The sequence below is a fragment of the Fulvivirga imtechensis AK7 genome (genome assembly GCF_000331535.1).
GTDB classification, from domain to species: domain Bacteria; phylum Bacteroidota; class Bacteroidia; order Cytophagales; family Cyclobacteriaceae; genus Fulvivirga; species Fulvivirga imtechensis.
Genome location: NZ_AMZN01000089.1, coordinates 22,340 through 39,688, shown reverse-complemented (window position 1 = coordinate 39,688; position 17,349 = coordinate 22,340). Strand labels below are relative to the sequence as shown.

Here is a 17,349-nt window from a genome sequence, read left to right as displayed (position 1 = left end):
TGTTTTTTATTTAGCGGTAGTCTCGCGTTTCAGTTTCACTGAGGAACCAAGCGCTTAGCTACTCACTTACCTGCTGCTAAATGTAAAATGTGTTTTTCCGATTCAATGCATGTAGTATTTTGTATAATGTTTCTAATCTACCGGATATTTGACTTATTTCAAATATTTGATTGAATATTTATATAATTCAGTTTGACTTACCTACCAATACGAATTGAATCCGATGGGAACAGACCCACATGTCTTAAATGCCTCGTTGCCTGTTATTGCCGGCCACCATGACGTGTGCCAGTGATGAAGGTGCAGGATTAACATTAAAAAGCTTAACTTGTTAGAAGCTAGTATGCTATTGGAATTCACAAATAAAGGTATTTATTGTCCTCAGGCCGAGGTATACATCGATCCGTGGAAGCCGGTGGCTAAGGCGCTGATCACTCATGGTCATTCTGACCATGCACATTGGGGGCATAGACATTATCTGTGCACTAAATCCGCCATGCCGGTCCTCCGCCATAGGCTGGGACACGATATGAAGATAGAAAGCGTTGATTTTGGAGCATATGTAAATATCCATGGTGTTAAATTCTCCTTTCACCCGGCGGGGCATATTATTGGTTCTGCGCAAATCAGAGTAGAATTCAAAGGCGAGGTATGGGTAGTGTCGGGCGACTACAAAACCGAGAATGACGGCCTTTCCGAACCTTCTGAGGCGGTAAAATGCCACACTTTTATAACGGAGTCTACTTTTGGGCTACCCATCTACTCCTGGAAACCGCAGGAGGAGGTATTTCATGATATTAACACGTGGTGGAGGCAAAACAAAGAGGACGGTAAGGTGACAGTGCTGTCCGGCTATGCACTGGGCAAAGCACAGCGGATTATACAAGGGTTGGATGAGTCCATCGGCACGATTTTCACCCACGGGGCGGTGGAGAATGTGAATGAGGTCATCAGAAACCAGGGAATTCCATTAAAGCCTACCGTTCGGGTGATCCCGGAAATGAAAAAGGAGGAATTTGCCGGAGGAATCGTTATAGCCACACCCTCGGCTCTGGGTTCACCCTGGATGAAACGGTTCCTGCCTTACAGCGTGGGTATTGCCTCAGGGTGGATGCGGCTGCGGGGAGCCAGAAGGCGCAGGTCCGTAGATCGCGGCTTTCCTTTGTCGGACCATGCGGATTGGGATGGTTTGAACAGCGTAGTGGAGGCCACGGGCGCTGAGCGGGTGTTTGTTACCCACGGATATACCACCACTTTTAGCCGGTGGTTGAGCGAGAAAGGTATAGAAGCAGCGAGAGTAGAAACGCAATTCGAAGGCGAACTCGAAGAAATAGGCGAAGCCGCCACCCAACAACCAACGACAAGCAACCAGGAACAAGAAACAAGCAACCGGTCACCAGAATCCAGTAATCAGCCGCCAGAATGAAACTATTTGCAGAGCTATTCACCCGACTGGACCAAACCACCAAGACATTGGCTAAGCTGGATGCCTTGCTGGAATATTTTGAAAAGGCTCCCGATAAGGATAAACTTTGGGCTATTGCGATACTCTCGCATCGGAGACCTAAAAGAGCGGTGAACATCAATTATATCAAAGAATGGGCTTGTGAACTGAGCGGACTGCCGTACTGGCTTTTTGAAGAGTCTTATCATGTTGCAGGGGATCTTGGCGAAACCATCGCTCTGATCTTGCCCGACCCTGAGACACGAACAGATCACAGTCTGACCTACTGGATCGATTTCATTAGCTCACTGGCAGACCTTGATGAGGCAGGAAGAAAAGAGCAGCTTACCCAGGCATGGCTTTCCCTTTCCACAACCGAAAGATTTGTCTTCAACAAACTCATGATGGGCGCTTTCCGGATGGGAGTATCTCAAAAGCTGATGGTCAGGGCATTGTCTATGCACACCGGCATCGAAGAGAACATATTGGCGCACCGGCTGATGGGGCACTGGTGGCCTGACTATACCACTTTTGAAGAATTGATCCTTTCTGAGGAAAAAGCCGAAGATGATTCCAGGCCTTATCCCTTTTACCTGGCATATGCCTTGGACGACCCACACGAAATAGGTGACCCGGACCATTGGATGGCGGAACGAAAGTGGGATGGCATCCGCGGTCAGGTGATCGTCAGAAATGACAAGCTGTATGTCTGGTCAAGAGGGGAGGAGCTGGTAACGGATAAATACCCGGAGTATGAGATTTTTAGAGACCAGTTGCCCAACGGAACAGTTCTGGACGGTGAAATACTGCCCTTCAAGGACGAGCAGCCACTGCCTTTTAATGTGCTCCAAACGAGGATAGGCCGAAAGAATGTAACTCCGGCTATTTTAAAGAAGGCACCCGTGGCTTTTATTGCGTACGACCTGCTGGAGTGGGAGGGGGAAGATGTGCGTCAGTGGCAAAAGGCGCGAGCAATTGGAGCAAATAATAGCAGAGGCCCATACCGGAGGCGTTTTGCGCATTTCAGAGCAGGTGGAGTTTGCTACCTGGGCGGAGCTGGCCGAAGAGCGGGATACGTCACGTGAGTATTTCAGCGAAGGTATTATGCTCAAAAGAAAAGACTCTGTCTACCGTACGGGGCGCAAACGTGGCGACTGGTGGAAGTGGAAGGTGGACCCGCTAACAGTAGATGCCGTGATGATTTACGCCATGCGCGGCCATGGCCGGAGAGCCAATCTATATACCGATTACACCTTTGCTGTATGGGATAATGAACAATTAGTGCCATTCACTAAAGCCTATTCCGGCCTGACAGATGAAGAGATCAGGGAGGTAGATCGTTTCGTCAAGAAAAATACTATTGACAGGTTCGGCCCCGTGCGAAGTGTTGCCCCCGAATTGGTATTTGAGATTGCTTTCGAAGGCATCGCCCGTTCCAAACGCCACAAGTCAGGCGTAGCCTTGCGCTTTCCCCGGATCAAGAGGTGGAGAAGGGATAAGGTGGTGGAAGAGGCGAATACGTTGGAAGATTTGCAGCAGTTGTTAGATGTGTATGGATAAACAGTTTATAGTTTTCTGTTCTCAGTTTACAGTTTTTTTAGCTTGAGGCTATTTTGTTTTCAGCATTTGCACCGAAAAGTATCCCAACACCAAAATCACAATGCCCATGATCGTCCACAGCCACCATTTATTTTCAAACAGGGGGCGGGTGGTAGCTTCTTTGTCTTTCGCTATCAGTTCTTCATTACCTAAAGACAGTGCTGTAGCCGATTCCGGTATTTTATCTGCAAAGTTAACAATGTCATATTGCGGTTTTCGTGCATATTCATTGCCATATACCAGCCAATAGTCTGCCGGCTCTGTAAATCTGGCTACAAGATCAAAGACAGGTCCTTGTACATCGAAGGATGAGACGCTTAAGGGTTGATTGTCGTAATTATCAACGATTACCCGAAGCCTCTTTGCCACGACATTTTGAAACCTGAATTCGTTCGGTTCCATGGAAGTGAGCACGCCATTTGCAATGGTCTCGTAGTTGTGTCGCCATCCATTGGGTACTTCCGTACTGTCCCTTAAATACTGGATGGCCACCGGTCTGTAAAAGTCGATCGTATCATCGACCGCAATGTTCAATTGAGATACGGGAACAGGCGCTGCCAGCTCAATTTGAGCAATGGTTTGCTTGTGTTTATTTTCCACTTCCATTTTTTCAACACTATAAGTATTGTAGTAGCCCTTTTTTAGTTGTTCTTCTGTAACGGTCGCAGAAAGCAAGGTGGGCTGAGGTTTGCTGTTATGAACCAATACACGCAGGTATAGATATTTTACCTGGGGAAAGCGAAGCTGAGTAAAAGCATAATCTGTTTCATTGTTTTTGATCGACACCATACGGGCTTTGTCCACGACAGTAAACCACTCCTTCTGGTCGTGACTGCCCTCCAGGGTTACGCGCCAGTCGAAATTCTGCTCTTTAAAATTGAGCTTCAACTGATTTACTGTATTTTCCGAGGGCACCTCAAAAGTAAAATAGTGTCCCCGGGCATTTCTGGTAGTGTTGATCAGGTTGAAATCTACTTGCTGGCGGCTGAGCTCATCTTCATGTAGTCTTAAGATGTAAGGCGCTTCAATTGTATCGTTTTGTGCTGTAATGCCATATATTCTAAGGTCGCTCAACTCGGGGTTAAGGTTATCAAACATAGCTGGGGGCAGGACCAGGCTATGCCATACATCCGTTACACCTTCTACCGGCCTTTTGTAGGAGTACTCCTGCATTTGCCCAATGGCCAGATGGGAGGAAAAAATGAATACGAATACCAGAAATTTATCCTTCATTCTCGTTAGCGATAATATGTTTGTACTTGTTGTAAAGAAATGAAATGATCAGCAGTAAGACACCCAGTGATACGAACACAATGGTTTTTGCAATGGTATCCAACGAGGCAATGTCGTAGAAGAAAAGCTTGATCAGGGTTACTCCAAAAAGTGCAATAGCACCGATACGCAGGTGCTTTTTCCTCTTGATGATGCCTAAGGCTATGAGCAGCAGCGAATAAAGGCCCCAGAGAATGCTTAATCCCAGTTTATATGATTGTGTAAAGCCTGCTATATCCATCCAGTTGATCAGTTCACTGCTGATAACCCACAACAGGAAAATGTGCAGTAGCAGATCAAAAATAACGTTGAAGTCGGGCTTATCAAATTCCTGTTGAATGTATTTGTGAATAGCAAAAACAAGGGCACCTGCAAAAGCAATGGAAATATACCTGATAAGGATATGGAAGACGCCTGGTGTATAATATTCCGAGTTAGTATACAAATACGATTCCCGTAGCTCACTCAAAAGTAAAAGCCCTTGCGTTAGGAAAATAATAATTAGAAGCGCACTAAACCCAAGGGTGACATAGGTAAGAACGTTGTTCCTGATCTTTTTTAGGTTGACAAATGACAAAACTGTCAAAAAGAACATCGAATAGTTAAGTATCCAGATACTTTTAAATTGTAACAGGTCAAAATTCTGCTCCGAGTATTCTTCACTCGAATAATTGAACTGTTTATCCCAGAAATAGGCTATTTCCAACTGGAAAGCCTTGTAAAGGGTGAGAAGCAAAATGGCGGGCATACAGAAACTCATGATCAGGTAAAGCCAATTTCTGCCTTTGCTCTCCGGCACTGCCTTTTCTTTGCGGTTGTAGTAGTTGATGTATCCGAAAGCAGCTACAAAGAGCATGGAAGTCAGAAAATAGATATTGAAGATTGGCGTCATCCATTCTTCAGGTTCGTAATATGTATAGACATTGTAGTCAGACCAGTCATGAAGGATGCTGAAGAAAGCAAGGAGCATGAGTGGATAAGATAGCTTTTCATAGGTAGTGATCTTCTTTCCCCGGCCTATCCTAAACAGCAGCGCTGCTTCTCCAGCCCAGAGCAGGGTAACCCAGTTTCCATCGAGCTGTACTGGTATGGCTATGGTAATGAAGACCAGTACCAACCCTATCGCCAGGTAAAACAAGTTTTTGTCTGCCTGTTGGTTCTTATAAATAACTCTGCTGACAACAAAGTGAACAACAGCGTTGGCCAGCGTGAAAAGTCCCGGTAGCTCTTTCCCAACCTCATGTGACTCCAGCAGAGCATACCCAATGCCGAAGTATATAAAAGAGTTAAGCAGGAGCATGACAATATCGCCCTTACCATATTTTTCTTTTTTGATCAGCTTGTATGAAAGGAAAGTCGCATAGAAAATGAGAAAGAACAGTGTGAGAAAGCTGAGGGCAAGACCAAAATGATCGGGTTCATAGTAAGTTGTGGTATACCATCCGATAAAAATCAACCACGTGAAGGCGAATGCCGAGTAGTAGAGTGATTTCCAATACCTTTTGAAGGCTACAACCAGTATCCCTGTATTAATAATGGACATGTAGGAGAAAAGTACTGCCACTTTCCCGGAACCATCACTAAGCAGGAACGGTACTGCATAAGCGCCAACAAGACCAATATGAGCAATAACTGCCATGTTATATTTTATGGCTGCCATTACCGTGAATGCGGTAAAAACCACCATCAGAGCAAATGCCAATGACTGTGGAAAGAGGCCATAAAAGTCATGGGCTGCGTAGGTGATAAAGTAGAAAATGGCCATCGCACCACTAAGCAGGACAGCGCTGAAGTTTTCATGCTTGGCTTTTAACTTAAGTGCAAACCCCAACAAGCCCAGACCGATCAGGTAGCCAAAAATGATCCGGGTGAGCGGACTGATCAGCTGGTTGTCGATAGCATATTTAGCGCCAATCGCGACCCCGATAACGGTAATGGCAATACCGATCTTGCTGATCAGGTTTTCACCTATGAATTTTTCCAGATCCGACTTCACAGATGGAAAGTTGATAACCGGTGCTTTGCGTTTTATCTCCTTGACCGGATGTTTTTGTTCACCGGCAGCCAAGGGAGCAGAAGGAATCACTTCTGGCTCAGGAACCATCTTTGGCTGTACATCCCGGGCTTCTTTCGGATGATTCAAAGCATCAATCTCTAACCGTAGTGATTGTATTTCCCTTTGAAACGATTCCTGCTGCTTAAGCAGTAGATCCAGCTTATCAAAAAGCTGATTTACCTTTTCCTGATCTGAGGCCATAATGTTAATGTAAGCCTGAAATATACGAAAAACTTAGACTTAGTTTTTTGTTTAGAGTTTCCAGTTTCTAGTTTCCAGTTTAGAATTTGATACCATAGGCTGCTGTTAGCATCCTTTAGGAAATGATTTTGTAATTTCGCGGTGAAATATTTGATTTTATAAATCTATTGTTATAATGTAGTATTAAACAAATTTTAATGGCTACGTTTAAGAATTTTGAAGATATTGAAGCCTGGCAAAGGGCGAGGATACTGAGTAAACTCATTTATGAGGTTAGCAAGAAAGAACCCTTCTCTAAAGATTTTGGTTTAAAGGATCAGATTAGAAGAAGCACAGGGTCAGTTATGGATAACATTGCAGAAGGATTCGAACGCGGAGGTGCTGTAGAATTCATCCACTTCCTAACAATATCGAAAGGATCAGTCGGAGAAGCTAAGTCGCAGTTATATCGTGCACTAGACCAAAACTATATAAATGAGGAAAACTTTAATGAACTCTATAAACTTACTGACGAAGTTAGTAAAATGATAGGAGGGCTCATTGTCTATTTGAACAATTCACCACATAAAGGCCTTAAGTTTAAGGATCGTAAAAACAAATAAAATGATTTTTGAACCGCCAGTTGCAAACAGAAAAAACAAGCTTTAAACTATAAACTACAAACTAGAAACTGGAAACTCTAAACTAGAAACAGGAAACAGGAAACTCTAAACTAATGATCTACAACAGACTAGGCAAATCAGGATTACAAATAAGCCGGCTATCTTTTGGCTCATGGCTGACCTTTGGAAAGCAGATCGGGGATAACTCTGCAGAAGATTTGATGACGCTGGCCTATGATAACGGCATCAACTTTTTCGATAACGCAGAGAGCTATGCCGGTGGGAAATCCGAAGAGGTGATGGGTGAAATATTGAAGAAAAAAGGATGGAGGCGTGACAGCTACATCGTGTCCAGCAAAGTATACTTTGGCGCGGATGAAGGTAAAAAGAACCTGAAACCTACACAGATAGGCTTGAGCAGAAAGCATGTTGTAGAGGCGTGCCATCAGGCATTACAGAGGCTACAGGTCGATTATCTCGATCTTTATTTCTGTCACAGACCGGATAAACAAACGCCTATCGAGGAAACCGTATGGGCCATGCATAACCTGATACAGCAGGGCAAAGTGCTCTATTGGGGAACTTCCGAATGGAGTGCCCAGGAGATCATGGAAGCGCACATGGTTGCACAGCGGTACAACCTGATCGGTCCGGCTATGGAACAACCACAGTACAATATGTTTGTAAGAGATAAGGTAGAGGTGGAGTACAATCAGATCTACAAGACCGTGGGATTAGGCACAACCATATGGTCTCCGCTGGCTAGTGGAGTGCTCTCAGGTAAATATAACGAAGGGTTTCCTGAAGGCACGCGCTTAGGAATTGAAGGCCTGGAGTGGTTAAAAGACCGTTCACTGGCAGAAGAGAATATAAAAAAGGTGCGTAAACTTACTGCCTTTGCTAAAGAGCTAGGTATGTCTATGCCTGTGTTGGCGCTGGCCTGGTGCCTGAAAAACGATAACGTGAGCACGGTGATACTCGGAGCATCCAAAAATATTCAGTTGGAGGAAAACCTGAAAGCACTCGATGAACAGGAAAAACTAACGGAAGACGTGATAGAAAAGATCGAAGAGATTCTGGATAATAAACCTCCTCACCCTGCATTTTGACTTTTAACAGTTCACAATATGCTCATAGTAGTCGTGCCACCACTATCTCCTCAATGGCAAAGTGGTGGCACGAGTAACTGATGAACTGAGAACAGTGAACCGAGAACTGATAAACTGAGAACAGTGAACCCAGAACTAATCAAGCTGATATCCCGCCACTGTCCCTAAGCCGGTCTGATAAAATACCAGCCCTGCTACATCATCCACCGCATAGTTCGGAGTTTTTTCCTTACCGAGATCGATAAATGTATCTACTTTACCTGTGATTTTATTCACCTTAAGCAGTGCGTTTTGATTGCCCTCTTTTCTGGACAGGATCATCATAAAATCACGAGCTTGTGTAGAGGCTTTGAACCTTGCACTGGCCTGTTGAAACGATTTTTTAGCAAAATCAGAAGCCGCATCTCCTAACTCTCCGTAAGCTTGCCCTACACCTTCAACGATAGCACCTGCCAATGCGTCTTCCTGTTTTACCTGAGGAGTGGCCGCCTGAAAGGCACCTGACGCGGCATACGCACTGGCCCCAATATACGCAGCACGAACAGCCTGCGCATATAGCAACGCTCTTTTCAGTCCTGGCTCGCGGGGAGCTTCATAGTAGTTTTGGTATAGCAGGCTTCCCGAGTTGTCAAATAATGCTACATTTTGGTCTGAATTGACGAAAATACCGTCTCCTCTTATCTCGAGTTGGTTCGGAGATTCTTTACCTTCAAACTTTAATTCCACCGATGAAAAGTCAGATACAGTGCCGGAAGATTTATCGAGTACTTTCAGCTTGTCTTCTTTTACATCGAAAGCATACATTTTTCCATCCTTATGGCCGGTTAGGGATGGGCTGGTAATAATTGACTTGGGAAGTACCAGCTCTCCCGTGGAGGTGTTAAGGATATTGGCTTCCTCGGTGGTTACATATAACACCCCATTGCTGACTTTTTCGGTGTAGACCACTTCACCATCAATTTTAACAGGTTTTTCAAAAGTGAGAATGCCCAGGTTTGTATCTAAAAACGTCAGGTAGTTTTTCTCGCCATTCCTGGAGATCAGCAGCAGACCGCTACCTACGGGTATATAATCATAGATACCACCCTTTACCTTTACCCCACGACCCTTTTTGCCCCAAAGGCCTTCCTGCGACTGGTAATCATACAGGTTGATCTTGGTGTTAGAACCATCATCGGGTAAGATGATCAGCCCTTTATCATGGAAATGTAACTGACTCAACTTGCCATCTACTTCTAATTGCTTCTCCCAGATCCTGGAGCCATCACTCATGTTGTAGGCATAAAAAACTGAGGAATAGGAGGGAGGCATGTTACTGGTGCTTGAGGAAGAGCTGAAGGAAGACTGTTTTTCCTGCTCCGAGGCCACATAAAAAATATCTTTTGAAGGATGTTTGTAGAATTTAACATTAAAATCCATTTTCTCTGCCTGCTGTGTGGCTACCTGCTTCATCAGGTTTCCAAAAGCACCCAGCTTCTCCATCTGCTTGTTGGCCTCCGAGACGTCATTCTTCCATATCACGTCACCCGTTATACTGTTGATCTTGTAGTTTGAAAAGATAGTAACGACAAGGATTTCACCGCTACCTAGTTCATTGACGCTTACCACTCTGCCATAGTCATCATTAAGTTTCCATGCTACCTCTCCGTTGTCAAGACTGGCAAATACCATCACCGGCTTGTTAGAAAGATCCTTTCCGGCTATCAAAACACCATTGGATTGATAGAGTACAAAATCGTCAATAATTTCACCGACACCGGCTTTTTGAGAGTCGAATTTAATGCTTCCATTAAATGGATCAACCATATAGATGCTGCCCTTGTTGTTGACGGATATCAGAGGGGAAGAGCCCACTTGCTGTACTTGCTCTTGTGGCACGCCTGCAAATTGAGCCAACTGCCAGTTTACCCCTCCCGTTTCTGGGTCTACCGCTGCAAGAGTGGAAGAGGTGCCCACAAGAAAAGTTCCCGAGGCAGTAACTTGTTGCCAGGAAACACTTCCGGAGAGTGAGGCAGTCCACTTTTCTTTAACCTGCGCATTGGCGAAAGCACTGATAGCTGCCAGCGCCAGGATCATAGTAGTTTTTATATTCATAATGAGTAAAAATTGATTGCATTTTTTTTATAGTGGACATAATCCGCTCCATCCAATATCCGTACCAAATCCAAAAATGGAGTAGCCCTGGCTTTTATAATATACTCATTATTAGTGGATTATTAAAGATTTGAAAGGAATTAAGCGCTAGAAAAAATAATGAGAAGAAAAGTTTATATATGCTGAAATAGAAATAATCAGCTTACTTTCAGTGCTTTATGAGTGCACTGGAAGTGATAAGAAAGGGTGTAGAAAAATTATAACTCCCGATAAAAGATATATACATTCGTCAGGCCGAGCTGTTGATGTCTGTAAGCATTCGGCACTTCACCTACAATTCGAAATCCGAGGCTCTTCCAGAGAGTTACCGCTGTGGTGTTGGTTTTGATCACATAGTTAAACTGCATAGCGTGATATCCCAGCTCCCGGGCCTTGGAAATAGATGCTTCTCCCATCATTCTGCCAATTCCAAGACCGCGAAATTCCGGATGAACGATGTAGGAGGCATTGGCTACATGGTTTCCAAGGTCTGGCTGGTTGCTTTTGATAAGAAAAGAGCCAGCAACAGCGCCATTGACCTCTGCGACAAAACAATGCTTGTCCGGAGCGATCCAATAGCCCAGTATTTTCTCACGGGAAGAATCCGGATCAAAAACATAGGTATCACCTGTTTTGATCACTTGCCTGATGATCTCCCATATTTGGTCATAATCCTCAGGCTTTACAGCCCGGATGGTGACTTCCTTTTGCATCAGCCGGCCACTTTAAGTTTACCTTCTGCTTTTACACCCACTTCTCTGATCACTTTCAGCAAAAAATCAATATTCTCCTGCTGTAGACGGTGGTTGATCAGGCACGCCCGTATCACTGGCCGGTTTTGCAGCGAAGTGCCTGTAATAAACACCCTTCCGTCAGCCTCCAGCTCAGGAATGATCAGTTTGTTGAGCTGGTCGATAGTGGCTTGGGGCATGTTGGGATCCGTGCCGAGATACCGGAAACAGGCTACCGACAGGTCCGGAATATTACACAATTCGAAGTCTTGAGATTGTGTAATTTGGTCGGCGAGGTATTTTGTGAGTCTGATATCTTTTTCAATGCAGGCCCTGATCACCTCAGCTCCGTAGGCTTTAAAGCTCATCCAGATCTTCAGCGCTTTGGCATTCCGGGAAAGCTGAAAATGGTGCTCATTAAAATCAAATCGCTGATCAGTTTTGGTGTCTGTATCCAGATAAGCCGCCCTTTTGTAGAACGTGCGGTTCAACTGATCCCAGTTTTTAACCAGTGTACAACCGGCTTCGAATGGCTGGTATAGCCACTTGTGAAAGTCAATCGCTATTGAATCGGCTCTTTCTATGCCCTTGTACTTTTTCCTCAAATCATCTACCGCAGCAGCCAACCCTCCGTAAGCGCCATCGATGTGGTACCAAAGGTTATACTTGTCAGCCAGGTCAGCCAGGCGGTCCAACGGGTCGATAGCACCGGTGTTGACGGTTCCCGCATTGCCAATAATGCAGAAAGGACGCTTTCCATTCTCAATGTCCAAAAGGATCTGGTGTTCCAAAGCCTCGAGGTCAATAATGAAATCGGAATGGGTTGGGATCTTTCGAAAATTATCTGACCCAATGCCAAGCAGTTCAACACTCTTGTCGATACAACCATGTACCTCATCGGAAGCATAGATGATCAACGGCTTAAAGCCAAAAAGCCCACTTTTTCTAACATTCTCGCTCTCCAGGAAAACATTTCTGGCCACGGTAAGTCCGGTGAGATTGGCAGCAGACCCTCCGCTCACCAAAACACCTCCGGCAGCGTCACCATACCCGATGAATTGTCCACCCCATTGCACCACTCTTTTTTCCAGCTCGCTCATCACAGGAGCCAAATGCCACTTACCCACATTTTGATTAATAGAAGAGGCAAGTAGCTCAGCTAAGATTGAAACCTGAGTACCACCTGCCATAACGTAGGCATACATATTGGGGCCAATGTTTAGCGTGGCTGTGTCCACTACTTTTTCTTTCACCAGATCAAGAAGCTTTGCCGGTTCCATACCTTGTTCAGGTACCGGTTCGTTAAACCATGATTCCACTTCTTTGGGTGTGAGACCTGCATAGGCTTTAGCACCAACCAGATGGGCATAGCGATCTATAACAATATCACTGCTTTTTTGTAGCAATGAAGCAAATTCGTTAAGCGAGTAATCGAGTGATTTATCTTTGTTCATGGTGTTGAAGGGTATATTCTGAAAAAGTCCTGTCTTTAAAGCTTTCGGAGGAAAGCTGTTTTTCAATGTGGTCAAGAATAGGGAGAAGGTCATATCCTTTCAGCATGTTTTCGATGCCGTCAGTACCCGCCTGCCATATTCTTTTGAACTCCGGCAGCCTCTTTTTGGCTTTATTAGTCAGCGCGATCCACTGCCTGCGACCGTCTTCACTGCACTTGGATGATTCCACATACCCTGCCTTTGTCATTTTGTTTACAATGGTAATGACAGAAGGGTGAGTAAATTGCAGCTTACCGGCAATGTCAGTCACCGAGAGGCTGCCATGCTTCTCCAGTGTTAGAAATATCAGAAACCAGTTGGGCTCTATATCCCAATTCAGTTCTTTATACATCTGCCTGCCGCTGTGTATCATCGTATCGCTGATCCTTTTTAGCCGTGAGGCCAATGACAAATACCCCAGCTCTTTAACTATATCTTCATTCATGAGATGTATTTATGTAGTTAACTACGTAAATATAGGAAAATAAATGTAGTCGACTACATAAATTGATGCCAATTTTTTGATAAGACGGGTTTGGTTTTAATTTTTCAGTCGAATGCTGAGGTTGGCCTCTACGTTATTGGCGGAATTGAGGTCTTGATATTTTTTGGAATAAGCCTTAATGATCAATTGTATTGTGCTTTTGATATTTACTCCACCACTGAAATGCAAGTTGTTATCCCGGCTTTGGAGAATTTGATAACCTGCGCCTAAAAGAATAACTTTCTTAATTTCGAGGATTGTGTTAATATCCACACCAACTGATGAAAAGTCAGAAAAATAGTGGATCATAGGCAGGGCCTTCATGCCATCAGTAAGTTGGAAATATTTTGTTAGTGAAAGTATTAAGGTTCGATTTTGCTTTTGAATGATTGCATTATTACCAAAGTTGAACTCAGGCTCCAAAAGATTGGCAACAGTCAAACCCAACTGTGTATTTTTCAGTTGATATACTAATCCGAAATCCAGGTCAAAAGCATCAATACTTGGGATATTATTTTCAGGGTTAAGTACTGGGTCATCAGGATCAATTGTTCTGAAAGCATCAGTATCTATTGCATGTTTTTTGTAATTGATCATCGCTCCGATTGTCAGTACTCCCTTTGCAACTGTTGAATAGTAGCTGTATGGTAATCTTACCCCGATTTGTGAGTGAGGACCAGACTGATAATGATAAGCGAGTAAACCAATGCCGCTACTGATACTGCTCAGCCTGTTTTCATATGAAATCATAGCTGTTGAAGCATTAGAACTTTCGAAACTGGTATAATTGATAAATGTGTTAAAAATTTGTGCACTATCCCGACCAGTGAAAGCGGGGTTGACCATTTTTAAATCATACATATAAAGGTCAAAATGTTTTTCCTGTGCATAGCCTGCCAACACCGCAAATGCCAGAAGTGTTGAGAGATAAATCTTCTTCATATTTACTTTCCTTTTCCTATTGAGTAAAAGATGTTTAATTGAAAAACTTTATGGTAAAGCGCTCTGCCTGTTTTATTGTAGTTTTTTCGTATATCATGAACCCCGTGAATATATCGAAGGTCAAAGGATAGGTGTTGAGAAACAGAAAGGCCAAAACCTATGGCTGCTGAAGCATCAATGTTGTCAATTGATGCCGTAACGTCTGTCGTTTCACTATTATTTTTTTCTTTAGCTGTGATAAGTAGCCCTATTTGCGGGCCAAAAAATACATGCAGTTTTGAAAAATGCATTTTCAATAGCAGCGGCATATTCAGGTATTGATATTTTAACTCTACTTCGCTGTCTTTGAACATTGCGCCCTGATTAGAATAGTAAATTTCAGGCTGAAGGGAAAAACCCGATGTAAAATGACGGTTGGCAGCAAATCCGAGCAGAAAATCGGCTCGGGAACGATTATTGTCCAGCCCGCTTACGGAGGCAATATTAAGCCCTCCTTTTAAGGCAAAGGATGTGTTCTGGGCTTGTGAAAAGGTGCAATGAGAAAAGTAAATAACAGAAAAAGATAAAACTAATAATTTCATTTTTTATCATAATGGTAATCTGCAATGTTAATATTTTTATGAATTACTTACTACTGTCATTGTTGAAAATCTTGTTTCTTCTCAGCGTCCTCTGTGGTTAATTGGTTACAAACGAAAAAAACGTATCAAACAAATTATTACAAAACTAGCGTTAACTTAGAAGGGTATGACTAATGCTGAATTGACAGATATTGCCAAAAGATGGTTTGCTAGCAAAAGCTGGACGCCCTTTACCTTTCAACAGGAGGCATGGGAGGCCTATCTTAGCGGCTATCACGGGCTTGTCAATGCACCTACTGGTAGCGGTAAAACCTACTCGCTGGTCATGCCCATTCTCCTTGAATTTCTGAACGAGCAGGCTGCTTCCGGAGCTACTAAAAAGTCACGGGCTGGACATGGCTTGCGCGCCATCTGGATAACACCCATTAAGGCGCTGGCCAGGGAAATTAGCAACTCTGCACAAAAGGCTGTGGACGGCCTGGGAATCGACTGGCATGTAAAATTAAGGACTGGCGATACATCTTCGGCCGAAAGAGAGAAAATGAAGAAAAGTCCTCCCGAATTTTTGATCACCACTCCGGAAAGTCTTCAGCTAATGCTCGCACAAAAGGGATACGCCAAATTTTTTGAGAACCTGCGAGCCGTTGTTTGTGATGAATGGCACGAGTTGATGGGCTCTAAAAGGGGCGTTCAGATGGAGCTGGCATTGTCAAGATTAAAAACAGTATGTCCGCAACTTAAGGTCTGGGGCATATCAGCTACGATCGGCAATATGGATGAGGCTTTGCAGGCGTTGTTGGGCTCATCGCATGTCAGGGGAAAGTATAAGGTTATCAAGTCAGACATTAAGAAAGCGATCGAGGTCGAATCTGTGCTGCCTGACACGGTGGAAAAGCTGCCCTGGGCCGGTCATTTGGGCACCAACCTGATCGATAAGGTGATACCGATCATCAAGAACAGTAAAAGTACACTTATATTTACCAATACGAGGTCATTCGCTGAAATATGGTATCAAAGGCTACTGGATAAGGCTCCGGAGCTGGCAGGTATAATGGCTATGCATCATGGGTCTATCAGTCGCGAACTCCGGGATTGGGTGGAGGATGCATTGCATAACGAACAGTTGAAGGCAGTAGTTTGCACTTCCAGCCTTGATCTTGGGGTGGATTTCCGCCCTGTGGAGACCATTATTCAGATTGGAAGCCCAAAAGGGGTCGCGCGCTTCATGCAGCGGGCGGGCCGTAGCGGACATCAGCCGGGAGCATTGAGTAAGATCTATTTTGTACCCACGCATTCTCTGGAACTAACAGAAGCGGCTGCGTTACGAGAAGCCATTGCCATTGGTCTGGTGGAAGACAGGATCCCCTACATCCGCTCCTTCGATGTGCTGATCCAGTACCTCGTGACGCTGGCTGTTTCGGATGGTTTTAGGCAGGATGAAATTTACCCGGAAATAAAAGGCACTTTTAGCTACAGCAGTGTAACAGACGCAGAATGGAAGTGGCTACTGAGGTTTGTCACCACCGGGGGTGCAGCGCTTACTGCTTATGATGAATACCGGAAAGTAGAAATAGAGGACGGTGTTTATAAAGTGAAGAATCGGATGGTAGCCATGCGACATCGGCTGTCCATCGGTACTATTGTGAGTGATTCTTCTCTCCAGGTGAAATATGTCAGCGGAAAATACATCGGAACTATCGAAGAATGGTTTATTGCCAGGTTATCTCCGGGAGATGTCTTTTGGTTTGCGGGGCGCAACCTGGAGCTGGTGCGGATCAAAGAGATGGTGGTGCAGGTGAGGAATACCAAAAAGAAAGCCAAAGCAGTGCCCTCGTGGCAGGGTGGCAGAATGCCGCTGTCATCCCAGATGTCGGTAATGTTGAGAAAGAAACTTCATGATGTGACCCGAAAAGGAGAGAAAGAAGATGTGGAATTGAATTTTCTTCAGCCGCTGATGGATCTGCAAAAAAGGCGTTCGCACCTGCCGACAAAAAATGAATTCCTCATTGAATATTTCAAAAGCCGTGAAGGCTATCATGTGGTGATGTATCCGTTTGAAGGACGTGCAGTGCATGAAGGTATGGGAGCGCTTCTGGCTCACCGGCTGGCGCAGATCACGCCCATCACCTTTAGCATAGCCATGAACGACTATGGTTTTGAGCTGCTTTCCGATCAGGAAATACCTATCTACGAAGCGATAGAAACCGATGTATTGTCGCCCGACAACCTTTGGCGCGACATCCAGGCCAGTATCAACAGTGTGGAGATGGCGAGAAGAAGATTTCGCGACATCGCCGCTATTTCCGGTCTGGTTTTCAAGGGTTACCCCGGCCACCAGATCAAGGACAGGCATTTGCAGTCTTCATCACAACTGTTTTTTGATGTCTTCAATGACTATGAATCTGAAAACCTGTTGCTATTGCAAGCTTATGAGGAGGTAATGGATTTCCAACTTGAAGAAGCCCGTATGCGAAAAGCGCTGGAAAGGATCAATAACCAGAAGATCATCATTACCGAACCTACGAAGCCTACTCCCTTTGCCTTCCCGATAATGGTGGACAGAATGCGTGAAAAATTGAGCTCGGAAAAACTTGAAGACAGGGTAAAGAGGATGCAGTTGCAGTTTGATGATTGAGTTTGAAGCCTGTGGTTCAAAAATCTTCAGATGCAAGTAATATTTATAAGGCCTCATGTTTTATCAA

At 44.4% G+C, this 17,349-nt stretch carries 14 protein-coding genes; 6 read left to right on the top strand and 8 right to left on the bottom strand.

The features are described from left to right. Nucleotides 1-343: 343 nt before the first annotated feature. The 3 genes from C900_RS23590 to C900_RS30970 are packed head-to-tail and all read left to right on the top strand — an operon-like array spanning nt 344 to nt 3,004. The gene (locus tag C900_RS23590; RefSeq protein WP_009582813.1) at nt 344-1,426 is read left to right on the top strand and encodes a ligase-associated DNA damage response exonuclease; all 1,083 of its coding nucleotides are present in this window, start codon (nt 344-346) and stop codon (nt 1,424-1,426) included. After that, a complete protein-coding gene (locus C900_RS23585; protein ID WP_009582812.1) occupies nt 1,423-2,529 on the top strand; it encodes an ATP-dependent DNA ligase in 1,107 nt (368 codons plus the stop codon). Before C900_RS23590 ends, C900_RS23585 begins: the two co-directional genes overlap by 4 nt. Further along, nucleotides 2,459-3,004 (top strand): ATP dependent DNA ligase, encoded by a 546-nt coding sequence (locus C900_RS30970; protein WP_342662404.1) that lies wholly within the window; start codon nt 2,459-2,461, stop codon nt 3,002-3,004. The genes C900_RS23585 and C900_RS30970 overlap by 71 nt, the downstream gene beginning before the upstream one ends. A 48-nt stretch (nt 3,005-3,052) precedes the next feature. On the opposite strand, the gene C900_RS23580 is transcribed toward C900_RS30970, so the two are convergent. Next, nucleotides 3,053-4,276: a DUF3999 family protein gene (locus C900_RS23580; RefSeq protein WP_009582810.1), complete on the bottom strand. Its 1,224-nt coding sequence runs from the start codon at nt 4,274-4,276 to the stop codon at nt 3,053-3,055. Continuing rightward, nucleotides 4,266-6,572 (bottom strand): DUF2339 domain-containing protein, encoded by a 2,307-nt coding sequence (locus C900_RS23575; RefSeq protein ID WP_009582809.1) that lies wholly within the window; start codon nt 6,570-6,572, stop codon nt 4,266-4,268. Before C900_RS23575 ends, C900_RS23580 begins: the two co-directional genes overlap by 11 nt. A 197-nt stretch (nt 6,573-6,769) precedes the next feature. Here C900_RS23575 and C900_RS23570 point away from each other — a divergent pair, with 197 nt between their 5' ends. Together C900_RS23570 and C900_RS23565 are read left to right on the top strand one after the other, a co-directional pair. Then, nucleotides 6,770-7,174, top strand: coding sequence for a four helix bundle protein (locus tag C900_RS23570; RefSeq protein WP_009582808.1), 405 nt, complete (start codon nt 6,770-6,772; stop codon nt 7,172-7,174). 113 nt (nt 7,175-7,287) lie between these two features. Further along, nucleotides 7,288-8,283, top strand: a complete 996-nt coding sequence (locus C900_RS23565) for a potassium channel beta subunit family protein (protein WP_009582807.1) — start codon at nt 7,288-7,290, stop codon at nt 8,281-8,283. A gap of 135 nt (nt 8,284-8,418) precedes the next feature. Here the strand turns inward: C900_RS23565 and C900_RS23560 are convergent, their stop codons facing one another. From C900_RS23560 to C900_RS28865, 6 genes are all read right to left on the bottom strand, one after another. After that, complete coding sequence (locus tag C900_RS23560; RefSeq protein ID WP_040497405.1) at nt 8,419-10,377, bottom strand: outer membrane protein assembly factor BamB family protein; 1,959 nt, start codon at nt 10,375-10,377, stop codon at nt 8,419-8,421. A 257-nt stretch (nt 10,378-10,634) separates the two neighbouring features. After that, nucleotides 10,635-11,129, bottom strand: a complete 495-nt coding sequence (locus C900_RS23555; RefSeq protein ID WP_009582805.1) for a GNAT family N-acetyltransferase — start codon at nt 11,127-11,129, stop codon at nt 10,635-10,637. Next, on the bottom strand, nt 11,129-12,601 hold the full coding sequence (locus C900_RS23550; protein ID WP_009582804.1) for a pyridoxal phosphate-dependent decarboxylase family protein: 1,473 nt from the start codon (nt 12,599-12,601) through the stop codon (nt 11,129-11,131). Before C900_RS23550 ends, C900_RS23555 begins: the two co-directional genes overlap by 1 nt. Then, nucleotides 12,588-13,085, bottom strand: coding sequence for a MarR family winged helix-turn-helix transcriptional regulator (locus C900_RS23545; protein WP_009582803.1), 498 nt, complete (start codon nt 13,083-13,085; stop codon nt 12,588-12,590). Before C900_RS23545 ends, C900_RS23550 begins: the two co-directional genes overlap by 14 nt. Nucleotides 13,086-13,181: 96 nt before the next feature. Next, nucleotides 13,182-14,066: a PorP/SprF family type IX secretion system membrane protein gene (locus tag C900_RS23540; RefSeq protein ID WP_009582802.1), complete on the bottom strand. Its 885-nt coding sequence runs from the start codon at nt 14,064-14,066 to the stop codon at nt 13,182-13,184. 2 nt (nt 14,067-14,068) lie between these two features. Beyond that, on the bottom strand, nt 14,069-14,647 hold the full coding sequence (locus tag C900_RS28865) for a porin family protein (RefSeq protein ID WP_009582801.1): 579 nt from the start codon (nt 14,645-14,647) through the stop codon (nt 14,069-14,071). Between the two features lie 166 nt (nt 14,648-14,813). Here C900_RS28865 and C900_RS23530 point away from each other — a divergent pair, with 166 nt between their 5' ends. Next, a complete protein-coding gene (locus C900_RS23530; RefSeq protein WP_009582800.1) occupies nt 14,814-17,282 on the top strand; it encodes a ligase-associated DNA damage response DEXH box helicase in 2,469 nt (822 codons plus the stop codon). The last annotated feature ends 67 nt before the right edge of the window (nt 17,283-17,349 follow it).

Bases quoted from the DNA above. Each gene is read 5' to 3' on its own strand.
- C900_RS23560 (WP_040497405.1), bottom strand. From the start codon at position 10,377: ATGAATATAAAAACTACTATGATCCTGGCGCTGGCAGCTATCAGTGCT.
- C900_RS23580 (WP_009582810.1), bottom strand. From the start codon at position 4,276: ATGAAGGATAAATTTCTGGTATTCGTATTCATTTTTTCCTCCCATCTG.
- C900_RS23590 (WP_009582813.1), top strand. From the start codon at position 344: ATGCTATTGGAATTCACAAATAAAGGTATTTATTGTCCTCAGGCCGAG.
- C900_RS23585 (WP_009582812.1), top strand. From the start codon at position 1,423: ATGAAACTATTTGCAGAGCTATTCACCCGACTGGACCAAACCACCAAG.
- C900_RS23550 (WP_009582804.1), bottom strand. From the start codon at position 12,601: ATGAACAAAGATAAATCACTCGATTACTCGCTTAACGAATTTGCTTCA.
- C900_RS23575 (WP_009582809.1), bottom strand. From the start codon at position 6,572: ATGGCCTCAGATCAGGAAAAGGTAAATCAGCTTTTTGATAAGCTGGAT.
- C900_RS23570 (WP_009582808.1), top strand. From the start codon at position 6,770: ATGGCTACGTTTAAGAATTTTGAAGATATTGAAGCCTGGCAAAGGGCG.
- C900_RS23555 (WP_009582805.1), bottom strand. From the start codon at position 11,129: ATGCAAAAGGAAGTCACCATCCGGGCTGTAAAGCCTGAGGATTATGAC.
- C900_RS23540 (WP_009582802.1), bottom strand. From the start codon at position 14,066: ATGAAGAAGATTTATCTCTCAACACTTCTGGCATTTGCGGTGTTGGCA.
- C900_RS23565 (WP_009582807.1), top strand. From the start codon at position 7,288: ATGATCTACAACAGACTAGGCAAATCAGGATTACAAATAAGCCGGCTA.
- C900_RS28865 (WP_009582801.1), bottom strand. From the start codon at position 14,647: ATGAAATTATTAGTTTTATCTTTTTCTGTTATTTACTTTTCTCATTGC.
- C900_RS23530 (WP_009582800.1), top strand. From the start codon at position 14,814: ATGACTAATGCTGAATTGACAGATATTGCCAAAAGATGGTTTGCTAGC.
- C900_RS23545 (WP_009582803.1), bottom strand. From the start codon at position 13,085: ATGAATGAAGATATAGTTAAAGAGCTGGGGTATTTGTCATTGGCCTCA.